Genomic DNA, 22,664 nt, shown 5'->3' with positions numbered 1-22,664 from the left:
GTTTTATTTCGACAATTTTTGCGAATTACTTAATAAACATTATCATAATCAAAAACATATTTCATTATTCTCTTGAATCATTCATTAAATCTTTTCATTACAAATAAAAGACAAAAAATAAACCCGCTCATCATGATACGATGAACGGGTTTAGAAATTATTCTAATACTCTTCGTTTTTGATACAGATAAAATCCAAAGCCTGCTAATAGTAGTAAACCACCCATTAGGAGCATGTTGAAGATACTTGTTGCTGTGTCTGGTAATGATGTTTCGTCGTCATCACTAGAAGTAGCTGTTTCTTCATTTTCATCAGTTGTATCTGTATCGTCTTCAGACCCTTCGTTGTCACCATTACCGGAAGTATCACCCTCTGGATCAACAGGAGGAGTTACTGCCGCCACTTCAAATACAGCAAATATACTGAAGTGATTCGTTTTTGCAGTTAAAACACCATCTTGATATGTTCCACCTATTAATTCCCACTCGGATGTTTCTGGGTTGTAATAATACAATTTCACATCTTCTGGATTACTTACTTTATCCGCATCTACATTAAATTCCAATGTAACTGCTTCTTCAAACTCGGAGATCACTTCACCATTAGATGTTATTGTGAAATCAAAAATCCCACTAATTGAATTCTCTCCATTTACCATATCACTATCAATAGCTACTACAGCAACTGTTGTATCACCATCTCCAAACGCGCTCGCTGGAATAGTTACAGTTGTTTGTTTGGTTTTAATTGTTACAGAAGAATTTTTCGCTTTTAACATTGCAATTTGAGCACTTGTCAAACTTACTTCAATTTCATCTTCTTCATTTAATTCAATGGTTACTTTACTATTTTCTTTAACATTTTCAACTGCTTTATCAGAAATTTTCGTTTTCCCTTCCGTAACAGTTGGTTTCGTTGTCACGTTGCCTGCTTCATCTGCTTGATCTTCCTCAGGTTCAGATGGTTCTTCTGGATCTGTCGGATCTGTTGGTTCTTCTGATTCTTCTGGTTCTTCTGGTTCTTCTGGATCTGTTGGATCAACAGGTGGTTCTTGCTCACCTGGTACATATTCACTGACATCTGTAGGGCTGGTTATTTTCAACTGGTATGTCCCATTATAGATACTAGAAATACCAGTAATATCAATTACATCGCCATTTTCAAATTCAAAATCAGCGTATGCTAGACCAGTTCGGTTATCAACGCGGACAAGAATACTCTCGCCATCTATAGAAGCTGTGAATTCAAAAGTACCGTAATCATTCACTTCTTCAAGATCTGATATCGTTACACCTTTAAGTGATACCAATTCACCTTGATTCGAATCCTCAATTGCACTTGGTGATAATTCAATTGGATTCGGTACATCAGTAGATCCTGTTATATCTAGTCCTGTTACACCAGATAATTGGAACTCGCCACCATAACTTGCAGCTTCAGCTGTAAATGTTACAATATCTCCGATAGAAACACTATCGTCACCAAATACGTATGTTCCACCAGTTTCATCTTGCATATAGAAGCCGTTACTTCCCCAAACACCTGGAGTTGTTGTAACAATACCTTCTACCGTTACAACCGTACCCGCTTCTGCATTTCTTGCTTCGGCAATTGTTACTTCTCCTAATTCTTCATCTGATCCATTGTCCATTGCAACAATACGCCCTTCTGCCGCATAGTCAATTGGATTTGCTTCCGTACTTTCTAAACTTTTCACATAATCAACAAAAGAATCTAAGTCTACTGGACCCATTTCTTCATTCATACCAAGATCTTTAATTGGTCCTTCTGAAGTTCCCATATAATTATTTACTGTTAAAGTGTATGTTTCATTTTCATCAATTGGTGTTCCATCCATAAACATAATATCGATAGCTTCGTTTGTTGAAGTATCCCATGTATATTTCATTCCACCAACACTGTAATCTGGGCCATATTGCGGAGATAATTGCTCATCTATAATCTCGTACATATCTGCACCAGTCACTTCAAATTTCATTAAGGTATTACCAAATGGCATGACGTTATATAAATTTCCCCATGTCACTTCACCTGCTAACAATTGGTCTCTAATACCTCCACCATTCATCAGAGAGAAGTCACTATCCATGGAATATAACATTGCATCTGCAATTAAATTACCTAATCCATGATCGCCATCATTCGAATAACTACCTGTCATTGTATTCGCATTATAGCCTAATACTTCATTCATTTTGTCTGCAATTAGATCATCATACTTTTCTAATATTTCTGTTACCGCTGCATCTGGTTCCATTGCACTTTGATCAACAAATACAATTTCTGCTTCTTTGGTAACAATATCTCCTGTTTCTCTATCTATCTCGATATCTACGTCAGCAAATGCTTTACCATATTCAGATGCTTGAACAATTAATTTATTATCTACTACTGCATCAACCACTTGATGATTATGAGCAGCAAAAATAATATCAACCGCATCATTCACATTGTTCGCTAAGTCTGCTGCATCTCCAGTAGCAGACGCACCATTTTGATCAGCTGGCATATGTGCTAAAACAACAATAGCTTCTACACCCTGTTCTTGTAATTCTGTAACTGCTTTATTGACAGCTGCTGTTTCGTCCGTAAATTCAATATCTTGAATTCCTGCAGGCATAACCATAGTTGCTGATGCCTGTGTATTAACACCGATAAAACCAATTTCTTCTCCATCAATTTCTTGAATTGCATAGGCATCCAAGATAGTCTCTCCTGAGTCTTTATTAACACAGTTAGCACATAGATTATCAAAATCAATACCATCATAACCTTCTGTACCTAAACCACTAGGATGTTCTCCTCCATTTACCATTCGAAGCATTTCAGTTGTTCCTTCATCAAATTCATGATTACCAACTGTACCAAAATCAAAACCAATTTCCTCCATTATTTCAACAGTAGGTTCGTCTTGATAAAGCCCAGATACTGGTGAACTTCCACCGATCATATCTCCTGCATGAACAATAAAAGTATTCTCATTATCTTGCTCGCGATCTTTGATATAAGCTGACGTATAATCCATACGACCGTACGTACCATCTACTTCGCCATCTCCATCAAGATCAAGATCATATTCTTGATCAATTTTACCATGAAGATCGTTCATGCTTAATAATTGAACTTCAAGTAGATCTTCACTAGGAGGATCCGTTTGTTCATTATCATCTCCAGCTAATGTGTATCCTTGTGCTACTGCCTCTTCTTCTGTCCAAAAGAATGTCCTTTTTTCAACAGGGACATCTTCCCAATCAGCAGGTTGAACATATTCTTTTGTATCTGAGTTTCCTACAGGTTTATCGAATATACCATCATCTATATTGGTTCTAAATACGAATGGTAATTCATTTAAAGGGTCTGTAGGGTCCCATATACCTATTTCATTATCTTTCGCTTTCTTTACTGCGTCTTGATATAAATCATAATCGCCACCATCTTCAAATGGCCAAATAAAGTACGTTACTGCATAACCTTTTTCCACCATTTCTAGATTTGTATTAATACCATCTTTATTTATTACTTGCGCTAAAAGACGTCCATAATTATCTGTCGCTTCTTCTCCAACCTTTAATGTAACCGTATCACCAGGTTGCAATAATTCTTTTAAGTATGCACTAGCTTCTTCTCCATGCTGATCTTGGTTTGGATCGCCACCCATATCTGTTTCAGGTGTATCGATATTCACATAACGAACACGGTCAGCTCCTAAGACTGGTGAATCTATTCGAATCGTATCACCGTCTGTAACAGAATGTACTGTAGCCGTATATTCACCTGCTGCAGTTGGCGCTTCTGGTTGTTCAGCTGCAACTGTTATATCGCTCGCTTCAGTCGGAATCAATTGATAAGAAGTGTATTGACTCATGATTGCCGTCACATCATACCATTTGCCTTCTTCTAAAGCTGAAATATCAAGCGAACCTTCCATCACACGTAAGGTTGTACCATTAAATTCTTCATCAACTAAGGAAATATTATAACCACCACCAGCTGGGCTGTCTGGAATATTACTAATATAACCATTGATATGAATCAATTCTCCTTCATATCCTTCTGCGATTGCACTATCTTGCATATCGACTAAAGTAATCGACTTCGGTTCAGGTAACGTTTGTCCCTGATCGATAACTTCAACGCTAGTCGGTAAGATCTCTTTTAAACCATTATACGTTTCGAGTTCTCCAGAAACCTTAACCTTGTCCCCTTTTTCTAAAGCAGGAAAATCACCTTGTTCAAAAGCAAATAGGTTAATCCCACCTGTATCATCTTGAATATAAGTCGAATATTGACCATTCCCAATTGAGCTTGGGCTTGCAAGTACAATACCTTCTATCATTGCAAATTGACCATCAGCCATATCGCGAACATCCGCAATGTCTGATACTTCTGTTGGTTCTTCTGGTTCCGTTGGTTCGGTTGGCACGGAAGAATCTACGAATTCCATGCTAGATATATATTCAATTGACTCTTCACCTGAATATACATCTCTTTCACCTGTTACCAAAACTTCTTCACCTAAAGCGTTCGGATTATTTACCGGACTAAAAGCTTCTCTATAATCAGGTAGTAACTGAACAACTATAGTAGTCGAAGTATCCGTATCGGAATCAGACAGCCTAACAGCATATTGACCATTAACCCCCTCCACTATGTAGCCTTTTAATGTCACCTCTGTTCCGTGTTCTTGTTCAAGAGCTTCTGCTACTGTAAGAGTTGTTTCTTCGTTTTCTGCTGCACTCACTACAGGAATAAGTGCACTTGAGAAATTCGCAAATACTAGAATTGCGATTAAAAACAAACTACTAAACTTCCTTAATGATAAATAATTCATCTTTTCCCTCCTATTGTTATATTTTACATTTTCTATTGTAACACACCAAAACCGAACATTATTAAACTTTTGTAAGGTTATCTTACGGTTTTTGTAAAAAATTATTAACTTTTCGTCTGTTTTTATTTACATTTGAGACTTTTTGACTATATTAGTACTTTACTAGTTTCATAGAATATGAAATTTATAGGAATTTAAGATCTGTAGTTGAATATTTTCAACTGGTAGCATATAATAAGTATAGTTAATAAATTAATTTAATTAAGTTAAATGAGGAGGATTCATTTCTATGGAAACTGCAACATTAATATCGAAATTTCAAGCTGTTTTTCAAACAGAAACAACACCGCGTTTATTTTTTGCTCCGGGTCGAATAAACTTAATTGGTGAACACACCGATTACAATGGTGGCTATGTATTTCCTGCTTCTATTTCATTTGGAACATATGCTTTAGCTGTAAAACGTACAGATGCAAAGGTTCGTTTCTATTCGATGAATTTTGATGATAACGGTATCATTACAACGACACTAAATAATTTATCCTATGATACGAATGATGATTGGGCTAATTATCCTAAAGGAATGTTAGCTATGCTTATTAAGGAAGGTTTTTCAATCGAGACTGGATTCGATGTACTCTACTTTGGTAATATTCCAAATGGTGCCGGTTTATCTTCTTCAGCATCAATTGAGCTAGTTACTGGGGTCTTACTAGAAGGTTTGTTTGACCTACGTATCAATCGAATTCACATGGTACAATTAGGACAAAAGGTAGAAAATGATTATATTGGTGTTAATAGTGGTATTATGGACCAATTTGCAATTGGAATGGGCAAAAAAGATCACGCCATCTTATTGGATTGCAATACACTAGAATACCAATATGCACCAGTTGATTTAAAAGACTATGTCATTATGATCATTAATACAAATAAACGTCGAGAATTAGCAGGTTCAAAGTATAATGAGCGTCGCACGCAATGCGAACAAGCATTACAAGATTTGCGGTCAGTATTAAAAATTAAAAGTTTAGGCGAATTGTCAATTGAGACATTTGAAGAGCATAAACACTTAATTAAGGATAAGACAAACCAACAACGCGCAAAACATGCTGTATACGAAAATCAGCGAACAAAAGAGGCATTAGCTAAGTTACAGAGTGGAGACTTAGCTGCCTTTGGTGAATTAATGAACCAATCACACCTTTCGCTTCAACATGATTATGAAGTAACTGGTATTGAATTGGATACAATTGTTGAAGCTGCTTGGGAACAAACAGGTGTATTAGGAGCTAGGATGACAGGCGCAGGATTTGGTGGTTGTGCCATCGCAATTACACCGCGTAATGAAGTGGATACATTCAAAGAAAATGTCAATGCGATTTATAAAGAAAAAATCGGCTATGATGCAACGTTTTACCTCGCAACAATCGGAAATGGCGCGAAAGAAATCACAACAGAAGGAGTGTTATAAATGCAAGTATTAGTTTTAGGTGGAGCAGGATTTATTGGGTCTCATGCTGTCTATCAATTAATCGATCAAGGACATCATGTTATTGTGATTGATAATTTAGAAACTGGGCATCGCGAGGCACTTCATCCTGATGCAACATTTTACCCTGGAGATATTCGTGATATTGACTTCTTGCGTGACGTTTTTACAAATGAAAAAATTGATGCTGTCTTACATTTCGCAGCGAATTCCTTAGTTGGCGAATCAATGGAGAATCCACTTAAATATTTCGATAATAATGTCTATGGCACACAAGTATTACTGCAAGCAATGCAAGAGTTTTCGATTGATAAAATTGTCTTTTCTTCTTCAGCTGCGACTTATGGGGAACCTGAGTCTGTTCCAATAACAGAGACAATGCCTACTTTACCAACAAGCACATATGGGGAAACAAAATTAACGATGGAGAAATTAATGAAGTGGTGTGAAGTTGCCTATGGTACACGCTATGTATCATTACGCTATTTTAATGTTGCTGGAGCACGTTCAACAGCTGAGATTGGTGAAGACCACCAACCAGAGACACACCTCGTTCCGATTATCTTACAAGTAGCCCTAGAACAACGGCCACATATTAATGTATTTGGTGAAGACTATCCAACTGAAGATGGTACGTGTATTCGTGACTACGTTCATGTGGAAGATTTAATTGATGCACACATTCTTTCTCTTGAATATTTACTAAATGGTGGTGCAAGTGACATCTTTAATTTAGGAAGCAGCCAAGGTTTTTCTGTAAAAGAAATGATTGAAGCAGCTAGAAAAGTTACCAATCATGAGATTCCTGAAAAAATTGGTGAAAGACGAGCTGGCGATCCTAGTACACTGATCGCTTCATCTGAAAAGGCAAAAACTATCCTGAAATGGGAACCTAAAAAAACGGAGATTAACCGTATTATTCAAGATGCATGGCGCTGGCATCAGCAACATCCATTTGGCTATCGAAAGGACGTGTAGGCTATGAATCAACACATCTCTACAACTATTGCGCAATTGATTCATAAAGGCATCAAGCAAAAGTTGATCACTGAACGTGATGAAATTTATGTCCGCAATCAAATTCTTGGGTTGCTACATCTGGATGAATATGATGCGCAAGTTATAGATACAGCAGATAGAAGCATTCCCGATCTACTCGATGCTCTTATACTGTTTGCAATAGAAACAAAGGTAATCGCAGATGTGTTAGATGAAAAGGAAATCCTTAGTGCAAAGATCATGGATTGCTTTTTATCTAAACCGACAGAGATAAACGCAACTTTTTATCGAAAATATAAGGAATCACCAAGCGCTGCTACAGACTACTTTTATCAACTAAGTAAAGATAGTAACTATATTCAAATGAATCGTATCGCAAAAAATATTCACTACAAAACGCAAACACCGTATGGCGATTTAGATATCACGATTAATTTATCTAAACCTGAAAAAGATCCTGAACAGCTGAAACGGGAACGCGCGATGAAACAAGCTGCAAGTTATCCAAATTGCGTACTATGTGCTGAAAACGAAGGATATGTTGGTCGAACGGGACATCCAGCTAGATCAAATCATCGAATTATCGATGTCACACTAGAAGGCGAACAATGGTTTTTACAATATTCTCCTTACGTTTATTATAATGAGCATAGTATTTTATTTGCAAGCGAGCATCGACCAATGAAAATAAATCGGGCAAGTTTTGAACGCTTGACGGCATTTGTTGAAAAATTCCCGCATTACTTTATGGGATCCAATGCAGACATACCAATTGTTGGGGGCAGTATACTAAATCATGACCATTACCAAGGTGGAAGATATACTTTTGCAATGACAAAAGCGCAAGAGGAATTCGCATTTGATCTAGAAAGGTTTCCAAATGTTCAGTCTGCTGTTGTTAAATGGCCTATGTCTGTTATTCGTTTACGCAGTCAGCATAAGGTAGATCTGCTTGACGCTGCAGAACATATTTTGAACACTTGGAAGCAATATAGTGATCCAAGTGTTGAAATTGAGGCGTTTACTAAAAATACACCACATAATACGATTACACCAATTGCACGCATACGCGATAACCAGTTTGAATTAGATCTTGTCTTACGAAATAATCGTACGTCTGGGCTACATCCTTTTGGTATTTTTCACCCACATGAGGATGTCCATCATATTAAAAAAGAAAATATCGGATTAATTGAAGTAATGGGGTTAGCTGTACTTCCTCCTCGATTAAAGTCTGAAATCGATCAAATAAAAGGCTATTTACTTGATGGAAAAACCACCGTAGATCCTTATCATCAAACATGGGCGCAAGAAATGAAGGACGCTAACCCTAACTTGAATGAATCTAACGTGGAAGAGATCGTCTATGACGCTTTAGGTGAAAAATTTACGCGAGTTTTAGAGGATTCTGGCGTCTTTAAGTCGAATAATGTAGGTAGAGAAGCGTTTAGACGTTTCCTTAAAACCTTAAATCGGTAAATACAGGAGGGGCAACAGATGCAAGTAAAAGTAGATAAGTTAGATATAGCAGGACAAAGTTGGAAGGAATTTACGCTTTCAAACACTCAAGGAATGGAAGTTAGCTTACTAAATTACGGTGGAATCATTACAAAAATAATGACGCCTAATAAAAATAACGAATTTGAAAACGTTATCTTAAGTTATGCAAATTATGAAGATTATCTTGACAATCCTAACTTTTTTGGAGCTTTAATAGGCCGAGTTGCTGGTAGAATTGAAGCGTCATCTTTTCAATTAGATGGCAAGACCTATAATCTACCGTCTAATGAAGGGGAACACCATTTACATGGAGGATCTGTAGGATTCCATAAAGTACTTTGGCAAGCCGATACATTTGAAGAAGCTGAATCAGTTGGGGTAACGCTGACGCATAGAAGCCAAGATGGAGAAGCCGGCTATCCTGGAAACCTTGTTATGAAAGTGACTTATACCTTAACAAATGAGAATGCTTTTAGCATCACATATGAAGCAGTTGCAGATCAAAAAACTGTACTAACACCAACCAATCATTCTTATTTTAATTTAAGCGGTAATTTAAAAACAGACATTTTACAGCATGATATAACAATGGAGGCAAGTCGATTTGTCGAGTTAGATCATGAATTAATCCCGACCGGAAAGATTCTTCCTGTTGAAGGTACCGTTTTTGATTTTCGACGTGGGCATGCTATTATAGACGGCGTGCATTCCGTTGATCAACAAAATTTAGTCGCATTAAACGGTTATGATCATTACTTTCTATTTGATCATAACAAAAAAGAAAACGTGGTAGTTACAGAACAAACAAGTGGCAGGAAGTTAACTGTCCAAACAGACCAGCCAGGTATCGTTATGTACACGTCAAATGGACTGGACGATACACTTGAACTTAGAGAAGGTAAGTCTGCTAAATATTTAGGTGTTTGTTTGGAGACACAATCATCACCTGCCTCACTTGAACATGAGGATTTTCCTAGTATTATATTAGAAAAAGATGCACCTTATAAAACAACTACTAGCTTTACTTTTAGTACGAAATAAACTTGCTTAACACCTCGTATAAACATTATACGGGGTGTTAATTTTTACTTTTATTAGATACATCAGACAAGAATTAGAAAATCTAAACAAGGTACTAGAAATATTGTTTTAAAAATGTTTCAATAAATTATGAGAGGTATGTAGACCTAAAGGAAATAGCTGTAATCTAACTTGCTTTTCTTAACCTTTGACTAATTTTGTTCGCATATGGTTAGAGAATAATTCTACAAGTAAAATAAGTACCATTAACCCAATTAGAATAGAACCAACTTCAGTCCATCTGTAAGCATTCATAGCAAAAATTAAAGGTGCTCCAACCCCACCTGCTCCTACCAAACCTAAGATAGAGGCTTCTCTTAAATTCATGTCGAAGCGATAGATCATAATCGAAAGAAACATTGCAAATAATTGTGGCACGATCCCATAGCGGATTTTTTCAAACGTATTACATCCAATTGATGTCATAGACTCAAGAATGCTTGTATCTAAATCCTCAATTGCGTCCACATAAAGCTTTGCTAACATGCCAATTGAAATAAGCGCAATGGTCAGTACACCTGCAAACGGTCCTGGCCCTGTCACCCGAATGAACATTAATCCATAAACTAAAGCGGGAACTGTTCTGATAAAAATTAGAAATAATCGTGTGATAAACGCTACGGGCTTAGGGACCACATTTGATGCCGATAAAAAGGCTAATGGGATAGCTAATAATGCTCCAATGATCGTTCCCAAAAAAGCGATTGCTATCGTTTCAACCAGTAAATATAAAACCCCTTGTGTTGTCACATTTAATAATAGTTCTAAATCTGGAGTGACAATTCCTTGTAAAATATTTGTCGCAATTATCCAGCCGCTCTCCTCAACATTTTCAAGATTTACTGCTGAAAAAGACCATAAAAATAAGACTGTAACAAGTACAGACACAATTAAAATATAACGATTATTACGAGGTGCATGCATTAACTGTTTCTCTATCAGATCCACTTATATCCCCCCATTTACATCAGTTTTTTTCTGAAATGCTCACTAACAGTTTCGATTAAAAATACTGTGATGGCAAGCATGAATAAGATCATCCCGACACTCGCATAATCTCGCCAACCCAGTCCTTCATTAAGTAAAAGTCCTATCCCACCTGCACCAACATATCCTAATATGGCTGCATAACGTACATTGCCTTCAAAGCAAAATAAAGAAGTTGATAAAAAGTTAGGTAAAACTTGTGGGAATACTGCATGACGAAAAGCATGAATCCGCGTCATTCCAATTGACTCCATCGCTTCAAAAGCTCCCATGTCTACATTCTCTATTTGTTCATAGAGAAGTTTTCCGACATAAGCAAGTGTGAACAAGAAGATTGCTACAGTTCCGGCAAGCGTCCCAAGCCCGAAGACAAAAGTAGCAATAAGAGCTGACACTAATGTGGGAAGTGTCCTTAAAATACTTAAAAATATTTTTGCAAGAAAGACAATTACTTTTTGTTTCACCATATTAGAAGCGGCTAAAAAGGCCACTGGAATCGCTACAACTGCCCCAAAAACAGATCCTAATAGAGACATTTTTATCGTGTCCATTAATGGCTTCCACAAATAAGGAAGGTACTCCCATTTAGGAGGTATCATATCTCCAATAATAACGAAAAACTCCTGCCATCTTCTTATTAAAGTTTGTAAGTTGAAATTTGTGAAGTGAACAGATAACGCCAACGCAATCAATACAACTAATAACATAAAAGGCGTACGGGAACGTTTCTCCAGAATAGATTTTCCATTTGGTAATGTTATATTTTTAGGAGGAAAGATTTTATCATACATATGCTTCTTTCCCCTTTTCCTCGAGTTCTTCTTTTATTTCATCTAGTTTTCCGTCGTATATATAGTCAAGAATTTCAGGTGTGACTTCATTCGTGTGGCCGTCGTAGACAATCTTTCCATTCCGAATCCCGATAATACGATCAACATATTCTAAGGCCACTTCGACATGGTGAATATTCATAATTACGGATATTTGCATGTCTTGGTTAATTTTTTTGAAATCATCCATTACTTGTTTAGCTGTAACAGGATCTAAGGAGGCGATGGGTTCATCTGCTAAAATAATGGCTGGATTTTGTGCTAATGTTCTTGCCAAAGCCACCCGCTGTTGCTGACCACCAGATAATTGATCGACACGCACATAAGCTTTGTCTAAAATTCCGACTTGATCCAAGGCAGTAAGTGCCTTTATTTTATGTTCCTTTGAAAATATCCCTGTTATTTTACGCCAAACAGGTAAGTCTGGTATGAAAGAAACGAGTACGTTTTTAACTACTGTAGTTCGGGTAACGAGATTAAAAGATTGAAAGATCATTCCAATTCTTCTTCTCAATTTCCGCACACCTTTTCCTTTTAATCGCCCTACTTCAATAGCATCTACCAAGAGGGTTCCACCTGTAATATCATGCATCCGATTAATGCATCGTAATAGAGTTGATTTGCCAGCCCCAGATAAACCAATTATTGCGACAAATTCACCTTGTTCAATGGCTAAATTTATATCTTTTAGTGCCAATACATCATTTCCATATCTTTTTTCAACATCTATAAATTCTATCATGTCAAAATCCCCATTCTTCATTGCAACTTTTAAGTTTAGGCAAAAAGAGAACACCATAGACGATGTCCTCTTTTTTACTTTTCCTTACGTAGGAACTAACTAACCCTGATTAATTTAATGATTGAACTAATTCTTGCGCTTTGCGTTCTGCATCGTAATCTTCAGAAGTAGCCTCTTGGTATCCTTCATGGTTGTAGATCGAGATAACTTCTTTTCCTTCTTCTGTTTCAGCAATATTCATAAATGCTTGCTGAAGTGCCGCTTTTAAGTCATCATCCATGTTTTCAGAATTCTTACTAACACTAATCGTGTCATTATAAATTCCAGACGTTACACCAATAACATTTGTTTCGTCCCATATCGATGCTTCACGTTCCAAATCACCTTCCCACGATTCCGCATTATCACGGCGAGCGTCTGCATAGGTAACCATTACATCAATTTGTTCTGCAGCAAGACGGGCAAACATACTACCATAAGAATCTGCTGGTACAACATTATCTAAGTCCGTAATCGTCTTATCAAAGTGGTCATTTAACCAAAGTGCTGGATAAATATAACCCGCTGGTGATGAAGATGACATCACTGCCCAAGATGCATCATTTACATCTTCAAAGCTTAATTCTTCTCCATTATTTACTTTTTCTGCTAACGCTTGTCCTTTTTCAGAAGGACCTGCGATCATTAATGCACGATAGTAAGTAACTTGCTCATCCGACGCATCTGTTGGTTTATTTTCATTCCAATCTAAAGCTTCGTCCGAATCATTATTTAAACCAGCACGAGTAGCAGTTAAAATCACTTCTGCTCCGTCGTCATATAAAACATAAGTTCCACCTGGTATCAATCCAACATCTGTTGTTCCAGCAGAAAGGGCTTCTCCTACAGCCTCATAATTAGTTCCAACGGTAATATCTACTTCCCCGATATCATAACCAAGAGAAGACATTTCTTCTGTTAATAAGTTTTTAAGTGGCTCAGTAGCCGTGATAATCTCTTCTGGATCTCTTGAAGGTACAAAACCAATAGAAAGCTTGTCTAAAGTTTTATTTTCTTCCGCTACCTCTTCTTCTGCTGAAACTTCTTCTGTTTCTGTCGCTTCAGTTTCGGTTGCTTCTTTTTCTTCATCCTCTTCAGAATTTCCACAAGCAGCTAGAAATAAAACTAATAGTACTATACCTATTCCAACCATGAATTTTTTTAACATTGTTAATCCCCTCTCTATTATTTATTAATTGAAACTACTCTTTATACTAGCCGTTAAGTGTTTAGCAGATATGAATGACATGTAAAACATTGTTAATTTATTGTTACAATAAATTAACAAGTTACCTTTGAATGAAAAAGATTAGAAATAAAAAAATGATCGATGGGTTAGTGAAAATTTAGCCACCAACCATCAATCATTTTATTTACTTCAATCTATACTTATGGATTTATAATAAAGTTATCGATATTGATCCTTTTCCCAGAAGTTCCATTTACCACTACTTTAAATCGAACAGGGTTTGTTTCATTAATGGTTATTTTTTTCTCTTCTAAACTACTATTACTTGTAAATGAACCCGCTATGTTTGTCCAATTGTTACCTCCATCTGTGGATTTCTGAATGGACCATGTTGCTCCAGAATCGCCTCCAAAATTCGCATGAGATAACGTAACTGCACTGGAACTGTTCACATCAAAGTTCATTTGAATTGCTCCATTAGAACGAATTCGAGCAGCTTGGGATCCATCTTTTTTATCCGATGATAAATTGCCCAGAAGCGCATTATCAAAATACCAGCTTCCGGACGTCAGACTTACATCGTCAGCTGTATATGCTCCTTTTGATCCTGTATCAAATTCTTCTAACGGTTCACTTATAGCTTGTTCAATTGTAAAATTATCAATATTGATCCGTTTATTCGAAGCCCCATTAACAACAATTTGAAAGCGAACGGATCCTACTTCGCCAACAGAGATAGTTTTTTCTTCAAGAGAACTGCTACTTATAAAAGGTCCAGCAACGTTTGTCCAACTACTACCACCATTGGTTGATTTCTGAAGCGACCACGCAGCACCAGTATCACTTCCATAATTAGCATGTGACACGGTAACCGATTCAGCACTTTCCACATCGAAATTCATGCGAATATTTCCATTAGATCGGATACGCGCAGACTGTGTTCCATCCTTTTTATCAGATGCTAACGTACCAAGGAGTGCGTTGTCAAAGTCCCATTCTCCTGAATCTAAAGAGACATTTCCAGCAGCATATGCTCCTTTACTGCCATTTTCAAAATTCTCAGTGCCGTCTGTTTCAGTCGGTGGTTCTTCACTTCCTCCATCTCCATATCCATAGGAGCCCGCACTAAAAGTAGAACTATCCCACCAATCATATCCTGGAGCCGGGCTTGCCCATGGCTCTTGTTCAGGCTCTGTAGATGTCTCAGGATTTTCAATTGTTAATAAATCAGTCGGCTGATCAAGTTGCAGACTAGAAACCTGATCAAATGAAGTATAGCTCTCTTGTTCTGCTAACCAATTAATCAAATTTGTCAACAACTCATGATTATCCTGATCATAGAAACCATCGTACGTTGTTTTTGTCTGACCATTTTCTTCTCGTTTATATTTTGGTGTAATATCCTCAACAGGTGAAGAATCTCCAATTACTGCAACTTTTCCTAGACTTGGTTTTGAAATCGCTACATATGGACCTTCGTCAACACCACCGCCATTATATACACCCTGATCTACTGCATGTGCCCATGCTTGTGTTGTCTCTTCGACATATACAATACCTTTTGCTTTATTCGGATCGGTTATGGCAAGTGTAGAACCTGCGTGCATTGTCATCTCTGTTACATTTTCGGTAATATCAAAACTTTGCTGCGGGGAAACGATAATATCACCAGCAACATTCCCCAGTGAATTGTAACGAATACGGATGCCAAAGTTATCAGACAGCCAATCTGAGCTATTCACATTCGACATGTAAAAGGAATTCGCTTCTTCTTCGCTCATGCCGAGCGTTGGATCATTCCATGCTCCTCTGCGATATCCATTAAAAACTTCTGAGGAGTCCCACCTGTTTTTATTTCTGTCTGCATTATAATGATCTGTGATGAAAAAAATACTACCGCCTTGATCCACATAATCTAGTAATGCTTGTTGTTCTTGAGTAGAAAAAGGAATATTAGCTTCTGGAATAACAAATACCTCATGGTTACTTAAATCACTTAAGGTAATTCTTCCTTCTTTTCTTAATTCTTTTACATAATAACCTTCGTCTGAAATTGCATCAGCAAAATCAGAAAATGCGCCATCAATTACCCAGTCAGCTGCTCCAGCTGTTTGTCCGTGGACGTTATCAAATAATACAGACATCCCGTTAGCATTTCCAGAAGGGTTAATCTCAGGTGCTGGATCTGTTGGACCCTCAGCTAAAACACTCGGAATCCCAAATCCAAATAAACTTGCTACCAACACTGAACTAATCAACATCTTCTTAAACAATGAACATTCCTCCTCCATTTTGAAAACTTCTTTGAACACTTACAATCTAGCATACAAATATAGAGGGGGTATGGAGAAGGGATTAAATTCATGTAAATTATAATGAGTTGATAGGACACTTTGATATTTTTCCTCATTAACTAGTAATAAGATAACACACTTCATGCAACACCTATACGTTTACCTCACCGTTACGTTCAAACAATTCTACTAGTAATAATGCTACAGCACCTAATGCAGTTGCTTGATCACCTAAATCAGTAAGGACGACTTCTGTTTGTTTTGCTTCTTTAGTTAGTGCGCGGTCTTTGATCGTTTTTTGTATCGCTTCTAAAATGAAATCACCTGATTTCGATACACCGCCACCTATAATAATCTTGGAAGGATTAATAATATGAATCAGATTAATTAAACCAATACCGATATATTCACCAGTTTCATATAATAACTGTTGTGCAAAGCTATCTCCTTGTTGCGCTGCTTGAAAGACAGAAATCCCTGTTATCTTATCTAGTTTGCCTTGATAAAGGCTTTGTAATGCACTTGATTCGCCATCTTTTAAGGCTTCTATTGTTCTTTCTGCAATGGCTGGTCCTGAAATCACAGTTTGCAAGCACCCTTTATTTCCACACTCACATCGTTTTCCATTTAGATCTACAGTCATATGTCCAATTTCCCCAGCAATGTTAGACTCTCCATGATATAGCTTCCCATTAATTGTTATGCCAGCTCCAACACCATTACCAATATTAACGGCTATCATACTACCGAAACCTTTCCCTTTACCAAACCATACCTCTCCTATCGCTAAGGCTCGCGCATCATTTTCAACTTTTACTGGATAGTTAAACGCCGCTTCTAACTCTCTTTTTATAGGAATATCACGTAAATCCAAGTTAGGTGCAAATAATGCAATTCCTTCCTCAACATCAACAACACCGTGCATCGCCACACCGATACCAATTATTTTATCCTCTATATTAGTATTCGTTTCTAATAGACTACCAATACTCTTTTTCATTGTCACAAGAAATGATTCTTTGGAAATAGGAGTTGTTATTTCAGTAGATTGAATGGCCGTAATTTCACCTGATAGATCTGTAAGAATACACTCAACCTCTGTTGGGCCTGCATCTACACCAATAATATAAAATCCAAGATGATTAATGATAAGCATTGTCGGTTTTCGCCCACCTTGCGAGGTACCTTGGACACTTTCTTTAACAATATCCTGCTCGATCAATTCTTTAACAATACTACCAACTGTAGGTGGTGTTAATTTTGTATCTTTTGCAATTTGTGCTCTCGAAATTGGTCCATCATTTAGTATTTTATTTAAAATAACTGACTTATTTAATGACTTCATCCAATGAAAACTTCCTGTTTGCACCACTATACACCTCACCTCTCTTGTTACTATAACTAGTGATAATAATATATTAATTAATTTAATTAAACAAGAAGTTAAAACAAAAAGAAGGCTTACCCTATCAAGAGTAAGCCTTATCTATTTAGTATCCACCGCGAATATGTTGATGTACCTCTTCATGGTAAAATGTTTTGAGCTTTTCTAATTCGGCAGTAGAAAACGTTGGTACCTTTATTGCTTGAAGGTTATCTTCTACTTGTTGGACATTTTTAAAACCAGGAATAACTGTTGAGATTCCCTCTTGTTGCATAATCCATTTTAATGCAGCACGGGTCATGCTCCCTCTGTCTTCTGTAATCCAATTAAGTTGATTACTAAGTGCGACACCTTTTTCAAAAGGTAGACCGCCGAATGTCTCGCCCACATTAAATGCATCACCATTTTGATTAAACTTGCGATGATCATCCGCTTCAAATTGATGATTAGAACTAAATTTCCCTGTTAATAAACCACTCGCAAGCGGAACACGAGCTATTATTCCTACGCCAGCTTGTTTTGCTTTTGGAAATAGTTCTTCTAATGGTTTTTGTCGTAACATGTTAAAGATTACTTGGAGCGTACTAACATTTTCTTGCTCTAAACATAATAATCCCTCTTCGACTGTTTCGACGCTAACACCATAGTTGCGGATTTTACCTTGTTGTTTTAATTTGTCTAACACATTAAATACACTGCCATCTTTTAGTATCTCTAATGGCGGACAATGAATTTGATATAAATCAAGTTGATCACGATCTAATCTTTTAAGCGTATTTTCTAAGTATGCTGTTACAGTTTTTTCTGAATATGTTTCAAAATCATGTACATCACCTGCACGACAAAACTTTGAAGCGATGTGTATATCAGATTCTTTTCCTTTTGTAGCCTTTGCTAAGAGTTCTTCACTATGCCCATCTCCATACACATCAGCTGTATCAAAAAAATTAACTCCAGCATCCATTGCGTGTTGGAGAGCTTTTAATGCTTCCGTATCATTTGTTTTACCCCATGCACCGCCAATAGCCCATGTACCAAAACTTAATTCACTTACTTTCAAATCAGTCTTTCCTAGTTGATTATATTGCACTCTAGTCACTTCCTTTAGTTATGGTTGCGTTTTCACTACTAGTTTACTATATATCTTTAGCCGAAAGAAGCATTTTGATTTAATTGATGCTTATAACGTGAATAACTGACTATCATTTTACAACATCAATTAATTCAAACTTAGTCACGTCAACCAAGCCTCGATTAGAAATTCGAACTTCGGGAATAACAGGTAACGCAATTAGCGAAAATGTCATGAATGGTGCGTGAATAGGACATCCAAGTTTTTTCCACGCGTTCTCTAATTCTTTCACCTGTTCTACAACTAGTTCAGCAGGTTGATCAGACATCAGACCAGCAATTGGCATCGACACTTCTGCTAAGACGTGACCATCTTCGACAACTACCATACCGCCACCAGATGCAATAAGTTCGTTAGCAGCTATGACCATATCATCCTCATTTGCGCCCATTACTAGTAAATTATGACTGTCATGCGCTACGGTAGATGCAACTGCACCACTTTTTAGTTGGAAACCTTGCGTGAATGCAACTGAAATATCTCCAGACTTATGGTGCCGATCAATACAAGCTAGTTTAATCACATCTTGTGAAATATCCGCTTGTACTTCTCCTTCTATTACTTGCAAAATAGCTTCAGCGAGCGCAGTACGTGCACTATTTTCAATTGCTTTTATCACATTAACCGTTGCATTTATTTCATTGTTTTTTGCGCTTATTACAAAGTCACTTTTTTTCAAGGGAGCTTTGACATGAATCGATTGTTTAATATGATCTGGATACGTAAAGGAAGGAAGTGCAAGCGTCAATGCTTGTCGACTTACCACTATTTCTCCATCAATCATAACCGTACTTGGTTTCATTTGGTTTAAATTATCAAGTAATATGATGTCGGCACATTTTCCTGGTGTAATACTTCCATAATCGTCTTCCATTTTAAAATAACGCGCGACATTAAGTGTTGCCATTTTTATAGCATCTACAGGGTCGACGCCTTCTTCAATGGCGCGGCGTACGACATGATTAATGTGGCCTTGTTCGACAAGTGTCTGTGGATATACATCATCCGTCACCAATAAAATATAATCCGTATTCACATTATCTTCTGTTACAATTTTAATCACTTCTTTGACATCATGCCATGCAGAACCTTCACGAATCATCACATACATGCCTAAACGTAATTTTTCCAAACCTTGTTCACGTGTAACGGTCTCATGATCTGAAGTAACACCAGATGTAATGTATGCCTGTAACATTTGATCCGTACCATCTGGAAAATGACCCGTTACCGCTTTGCCAGCTTTTATCGTTGCATTAATTTCGCCTAACATTTTCGGATCTCCATAAACGACACCAGGGAAATTCATTACTTCACCAAGCCCAACCACGTTATCCCATGTTAAGCCTTGTTCAATATCTTTAACCGTTAATGCTGCACCTGCATCTTCTAAACCTTCTGTTGCAGGAACACAAGATGGAAAAGTAGTAAACACATTTAATGGTAGTTGTTGTCCTTCATCGTGCATCAAACGAACACCTTCTGAACCGAATACATTAGCAATTTCATGCGGGTCCATAAAAATACTGGTTGTTCCCTTAGTTAATGCAATTTTTGCAAATTGGGTGACAGACAGCATGGTGCTTTCAACATGCATATGTCCATCCATTAAACCGGGAGCGATGTATTGACCAGTCGCATCAATAACCGTTGTATCAACACCTATTGTGTGATCGGCTTTTCCAACATAGGCGATTCGACCGTTTGAAATCGCGACATCTAATGCGTCAATTAACTCACCCGTTATAACATTTACTACAGTACCGTTTTGGATTACTATGTCGGCTTTCTCTTCTCCTAAAGCAACTTTTGCTAATAAATGATTGACTTGATATAACTTATTTTTCATATTGAAATGCCCCTTTTTATTTTATTGCAGAAAAAAATATACAAAAATAGCCTAAGGTAAACTTATATAACCTAAGGCTATGACATGTAGGAGCGATGATGTGATAAGCCATTAGCCATTTCTAATCAATCGATATTCCTCACATGTAGTCCAATGATTTAAGGTCAGTTGGTAGAAACACTCAGGCCAATTCCCAAGCTTATACATGTATACTTTATTAAAATTTATTTATTCTTTTTATCACAACAAACAATTTTAGTCAATTAACCGTGCTGATCACTTCGCGAAAAATCGGTCCATCAAATAATGATACACACCATCTTCATCGCAAGTATGCTTGGTGACTTCATCGACTATTTCTTTAATATCAGGTGCGGCATTTTTCATTGCTACTGTCTGTCCTGCTAATGCAAACATTGGCAAATCATTGTGACTATCACCCATCACTAATATTTCATTCGCAGTAATATCTAGTTGATCCAATATCAGTTGAATACTCGTTCCTTTGTTAACGTTGGCAACCATAATTTCTACATTATGTTCCGAAGAGGAAGATGTAGTAAAATCAATTTTCTCTTTTAGGTCATCTAATATAGCTATCCAATTATTGATATGTGCTTTACTTTTACTAAAACAATAGAATTTAGAAAAAGTTTGTTCTTCGATTGAATCAACCCATTTAATCTGACCATCCATCGCTTCTTTTCTTGATAGCCATTCGTTAATACCAACACTCTCTGGTTGTGGATCTTCTATTTCGTTATCCAGTATAGGCTGGTCCTCTTTTAATACTAACCGCTCTCCAACTGCTGGAAACAATTCATAATAAACACGATTTTCACGTGCTTTTTCTATTATTTCTGTTACTAATTCAATAGATAACGTATGCTCTTTGATTTTCTCATCACCTAAATAAACTGTCATACCATTTGAACTAATAATACCGTCAACTGTAAATCCTTCTGGAACGATCGGGAAAATTTCTTCACGAGAACGACCTGTTGCAATAAAAACAGGGATCCCTTTTGCTCGTAACTTATCAATTACTACTTTTGTATTTTGACTAACTTGATTGTGATGATCTAAAATTGTTCCATCCATGTCTAAAAAAATTGCTTTTGGCTCCGCAAGTTTGTTCATTTATATTCCCCCTGAAGTATTTCGCATATGATATCTCTTAGGCTAGTATAGCATTTTGACCGTTACCTCTCCTAATTATTAAGAAAAAGGACAACGCATTTTAAGCGTCATCCTTTTTCCACACTACTATTTAATTGTATCTAAAGGTTTTAATCGCGCTTCAATTGACGCTCTATTTTCCTCTAGGAATGGAGGTAACGCAACGCTCTCTCCTAAAAATTCTATTGCCTCATCTGTTGCAAAACCTGGTCCATCTGTCGCTAATTCATACAGAATACCATTCGGTTCTCTAAAATAGAGCGATTGGAAATAATACCGATCAACTAAACCTGAATTCGGCATCCTCGCTTCTTGAATAACTTTATGCCAGGCTGCGAGTTCTTCCTCGTCCTCGACGCGAAATGCAACATGATGCACACTACCTCGACCAGGTCGTTCACGTGATAAGTCAGTTCGCGTCTCGATATGAACTTCTGCACCAGTACCACCTTCACCTGTTTCGTAGACCTCTATTTCAGGTTGGCCGTCCACATAAGCTGGATAACTTCCTTTATATCGAAAGTTTAGTATATCAGTTAACACTCGCGTAGTAGGACCTAGCTCAGGTACAGTTAATTTAACTGGTCCTAAACCAGTAATGCCAAATTCCTTTGGCACGGGACTTTTATCCCAAGGGACACCAGCTGCAACTCCTTTATTTCGTTCATCAGAAACAAGCACTAACCTTTGTCCTTCAGGATCCTGAAAAAACAATACATTACGACCAAATTGTTCAGCAATTGGCTGATATGTCACAGCTTTTTCTTTAAAACGTTCTTCCCAATAAACTAATGCCCTATCAGTAGGAACGCGTAAGGAAGTTAGTGAAATGCTATTATTCCCTTGATATGTGTGACCAGCACGTACAATTTCAAAAAAGGTTAAATCTGTTCCTGGATTACCAACTTCGTCCGCATAAAACAAGTGATACATACTTGTGTCATCTTGATTAACAGACTTTTTAACAAGTCTCATTCCTAGTATATTCGTATAAAAATCATAATTATTTTTAGCTATTGCTGTAATGGCAGAAACATGGTGAATTCCCTTTAATTCCATTTCAATCACTCCTTAAGATCATCTTTCTAAAACTAACGATAGCTTACTATTTGACTA

At 37.0% G+C, this 22,664-nt stretch carries 15 protein-coding genes and 1 riboswitch; of the genes, 4 read left to right on the top strand and 11 right to left on the bottom strand.

Features of this window, described 5'->3' with window-relative positions:
* Positions 1–157: 157 nt before the first annotated feature.
* Positions 158–4,852 carry a 5'-nucleotidase C-terminal domain-containing protein gene (locus D2K60_RS01965; RefSeq protein ID WP_117168312.1) on the bottom strand — a complete coding sequence of 1,565 codons (4,695 nt, stop codon included), beginning with the start codon at positions 4,850–4,852 and terminating at the stop codon, positions 158–160.
* Between the two features lie 289 nt (positions 4,853–5,141).
* Between D2K60_RS01965 and D2K60_RS01960 the strand changes: the two genes are divergently transcribed.
* From D2K60_RS01960 to D2K60_RS01945, 4 genes are read left to right on the top strand one after another with little or no spacing between them, the layout of a single operon-like run.
* The gene (locus tag D2K60_RS01960; protein WP_117168311.1) at positions 5,142–6,326 is read left to right on the top strand and encodes a galactokinase; all 1,185 of its coding nucleotides are present in this window, start codon (positions 5,142–5,144) and stop codon (positions 6,324–6,326) included.
* A complete protein-coding gene (gene galE / locus D2K60_RS01955; RefSeq protein ID WP_117168310.1) occupies positions 6,327–7,322 on the top strand; it encodes a UDP-glucose 4-epimerase GalE in 996 nt (331 codons plus the stop codon).
* A gap of 3 nt (positions 7,323–7,325) precedes the next feature.
* Positions 7,326–8,822 carry a UDP-glucose--hexose-1-phosphate uridylyltransferase gene (gene galT, locus D2K60_RS01950; protein ID WP_117168309.1) on the top strand — a complete coding sequence of 499 codons (1,497 nt, stop codon included), beginning with the start codon at positions 7,326–7,328 and terminating at the stop codon, positions 8,820–8,822.
* A gap of 18 nt (positions 8,823–8,840) precedes the next feature.
* Positions 8,841–9,884 carry an aldose epimerase family protein gene (locus D2K60_RS01945; RefSeq protein WP_117168308.1) on the top strand — a complete coding sequence of 348 codons (1,044 nt, stop codon included), beginning with the start codon at positions 8,841–8,843 and terminating at the stop codon, positions 9,882–9,884.
* Between the two features lie 180 nt (positions 9,885–10,064).
* Here the strand turns inward: D2K60_RS01945 and phnE (D2K60_RS01940) are convergent, their stop codons facing one another.
* From phnE (D2K60_RS01940) to D2K60_RS01895, 10 genes are all read right to left on the bottom strand, one after another.
* The gene (gene phnE / locus D2K60_RS01940) at positions 10,065–10,871 is read right to left on the bottom strand and encodes a phosphonate ABC transporter, permease protein PhnE (protein WP_205418570.1); all 807 of its coding nucleotides are present in this window, start codon (positions 10,869–10,871) and stop codon (positions 10,065–10,067) included.
* 14 nt (positions 10,872–10,885) lie between these two features.
* Entirely contained in the window at positions 10,886–11,701 is an 816-nt protein-coding gene (gene phnE, locus D2K60_RS01935; protein WP_117168307.1) for a phosphonate ABC transporter, permease protein PhnE, read from the bottom strand.
* Positions 11,694–12,482 (bottom strand): phosphonate ABC transporter ATP-binding protein, encoded by a 789-nt coding sequence (gene phnC, locus D2K60_RS01930; RefSeq protein WP_117169073.1) that lies wholly within the window; start codon positions 12,480–12,482, stop codon positions 11,694–11,696. Before phnC ends, phnE (D2K60_RS01935) begins: the two co-directional genes overlap by 8 nt.
* A 109-nt stretch (positions 12,483–12,591) precedes the next feature.
* A complete protein-coding gene (locus tag D2K60_RS01925) occupies positions 12,592–13,689 on the bottom strand; it encodes a phosphate/phosphite/phosphonate ABC transporter substrate-binding protein (protein WP_117168306.1) in 1,098 nt (365 codons plus the stop codon).
* Positions 13,690–13,910: 221 nt separating this feature from the next.
* Positions 13,911–15,971: an Ig domain protein group 2 domain protein gene (locus D2K60_RS21240; RefSeq protein WP_420818806.1), complete on the bottom strand. Its 2,061-nt coding sequence runs from the start codon at positions 15,969–15,971 to the stop codon at positions 13,911–13,913.
* A 184-nt stretch (positions 15,972–16,155) separates the two neighbouring features.
* Complete coding sequence (locus tag D2K60_RS01915) at positions 16,156–17,373, bottom strand: ROK family transcriptional regulator (RefSeq protein ID WP_117169072.1); 1,218 nt, start codon at positions 17,371–17,373, stop codon at positions 16,156–16,158.
* Positions 17,374–17,494: 121 nt separating this feature from the next.
* Complete coding sequence (locus D2K60_RS01910; RefSeq protein ID WP_117168305.1) at positions 17,495–18,478, bottom strand: aldo/keto reductase; 984 nt, start codon at positions 18,476–18,478, stop codon at positions 17,495–17,497.
* A gap of 112 nt (positions 18,479–18,590) precedes the next feature.
* Positions 18,591–20,369: an adenine deaminase gene (gene ade, locus D2K60_RS01905; RefSeq protein ID WP_117168304.1), complete on the bottom strand. Its 1,779-nt coding sequence runs from the start codon at positions 20,367–20,369 to the stop codon at positions 18,591–18,593.
* Between the two features lie 126 nt (positions 20,370–20,495).
* Positions 20,496–20,596, bottom strand: a riboswitch (purine riboswitch).
* Between the two features lie 49 nt (positions 20,597–20,645).
* Positions 20,646–21,509: an HAD family hydrolase gene (locus D2K60_RS01900; protein ID WP_117168303.1), complete on the bottom strand. Its 864-nt coding sequence runs from the start codon at positions 21,507–21,509 to the stop codon at positions 20,646–20,648.
* Between the two features lie 126 nt (positions 21,510–21,635).
* Positions 21,636–22,607 carry a ring-cleaving dioxygenase gene (locus tag D2K60_RS01895; RefSeq protein WP_117168302.1) on the bottom strand — a complete coding sequence of 324 codons (972 nt, stop codon included), beginning with the start codon at positions 22,605–22,607 and terminating at the stop codon, positions 21,636–21,638.
* Between the last annotated feature and the right edge of the window lie 57 nt (positions 22,608–22,664).

Source organism: Paraliobacillus sediminis, assembly GCF_003426055.1.
Note: the sequence above shows the minus strand (reverse complement) of the source record. Positions and strands in the feature narration are given on the sequence as shown.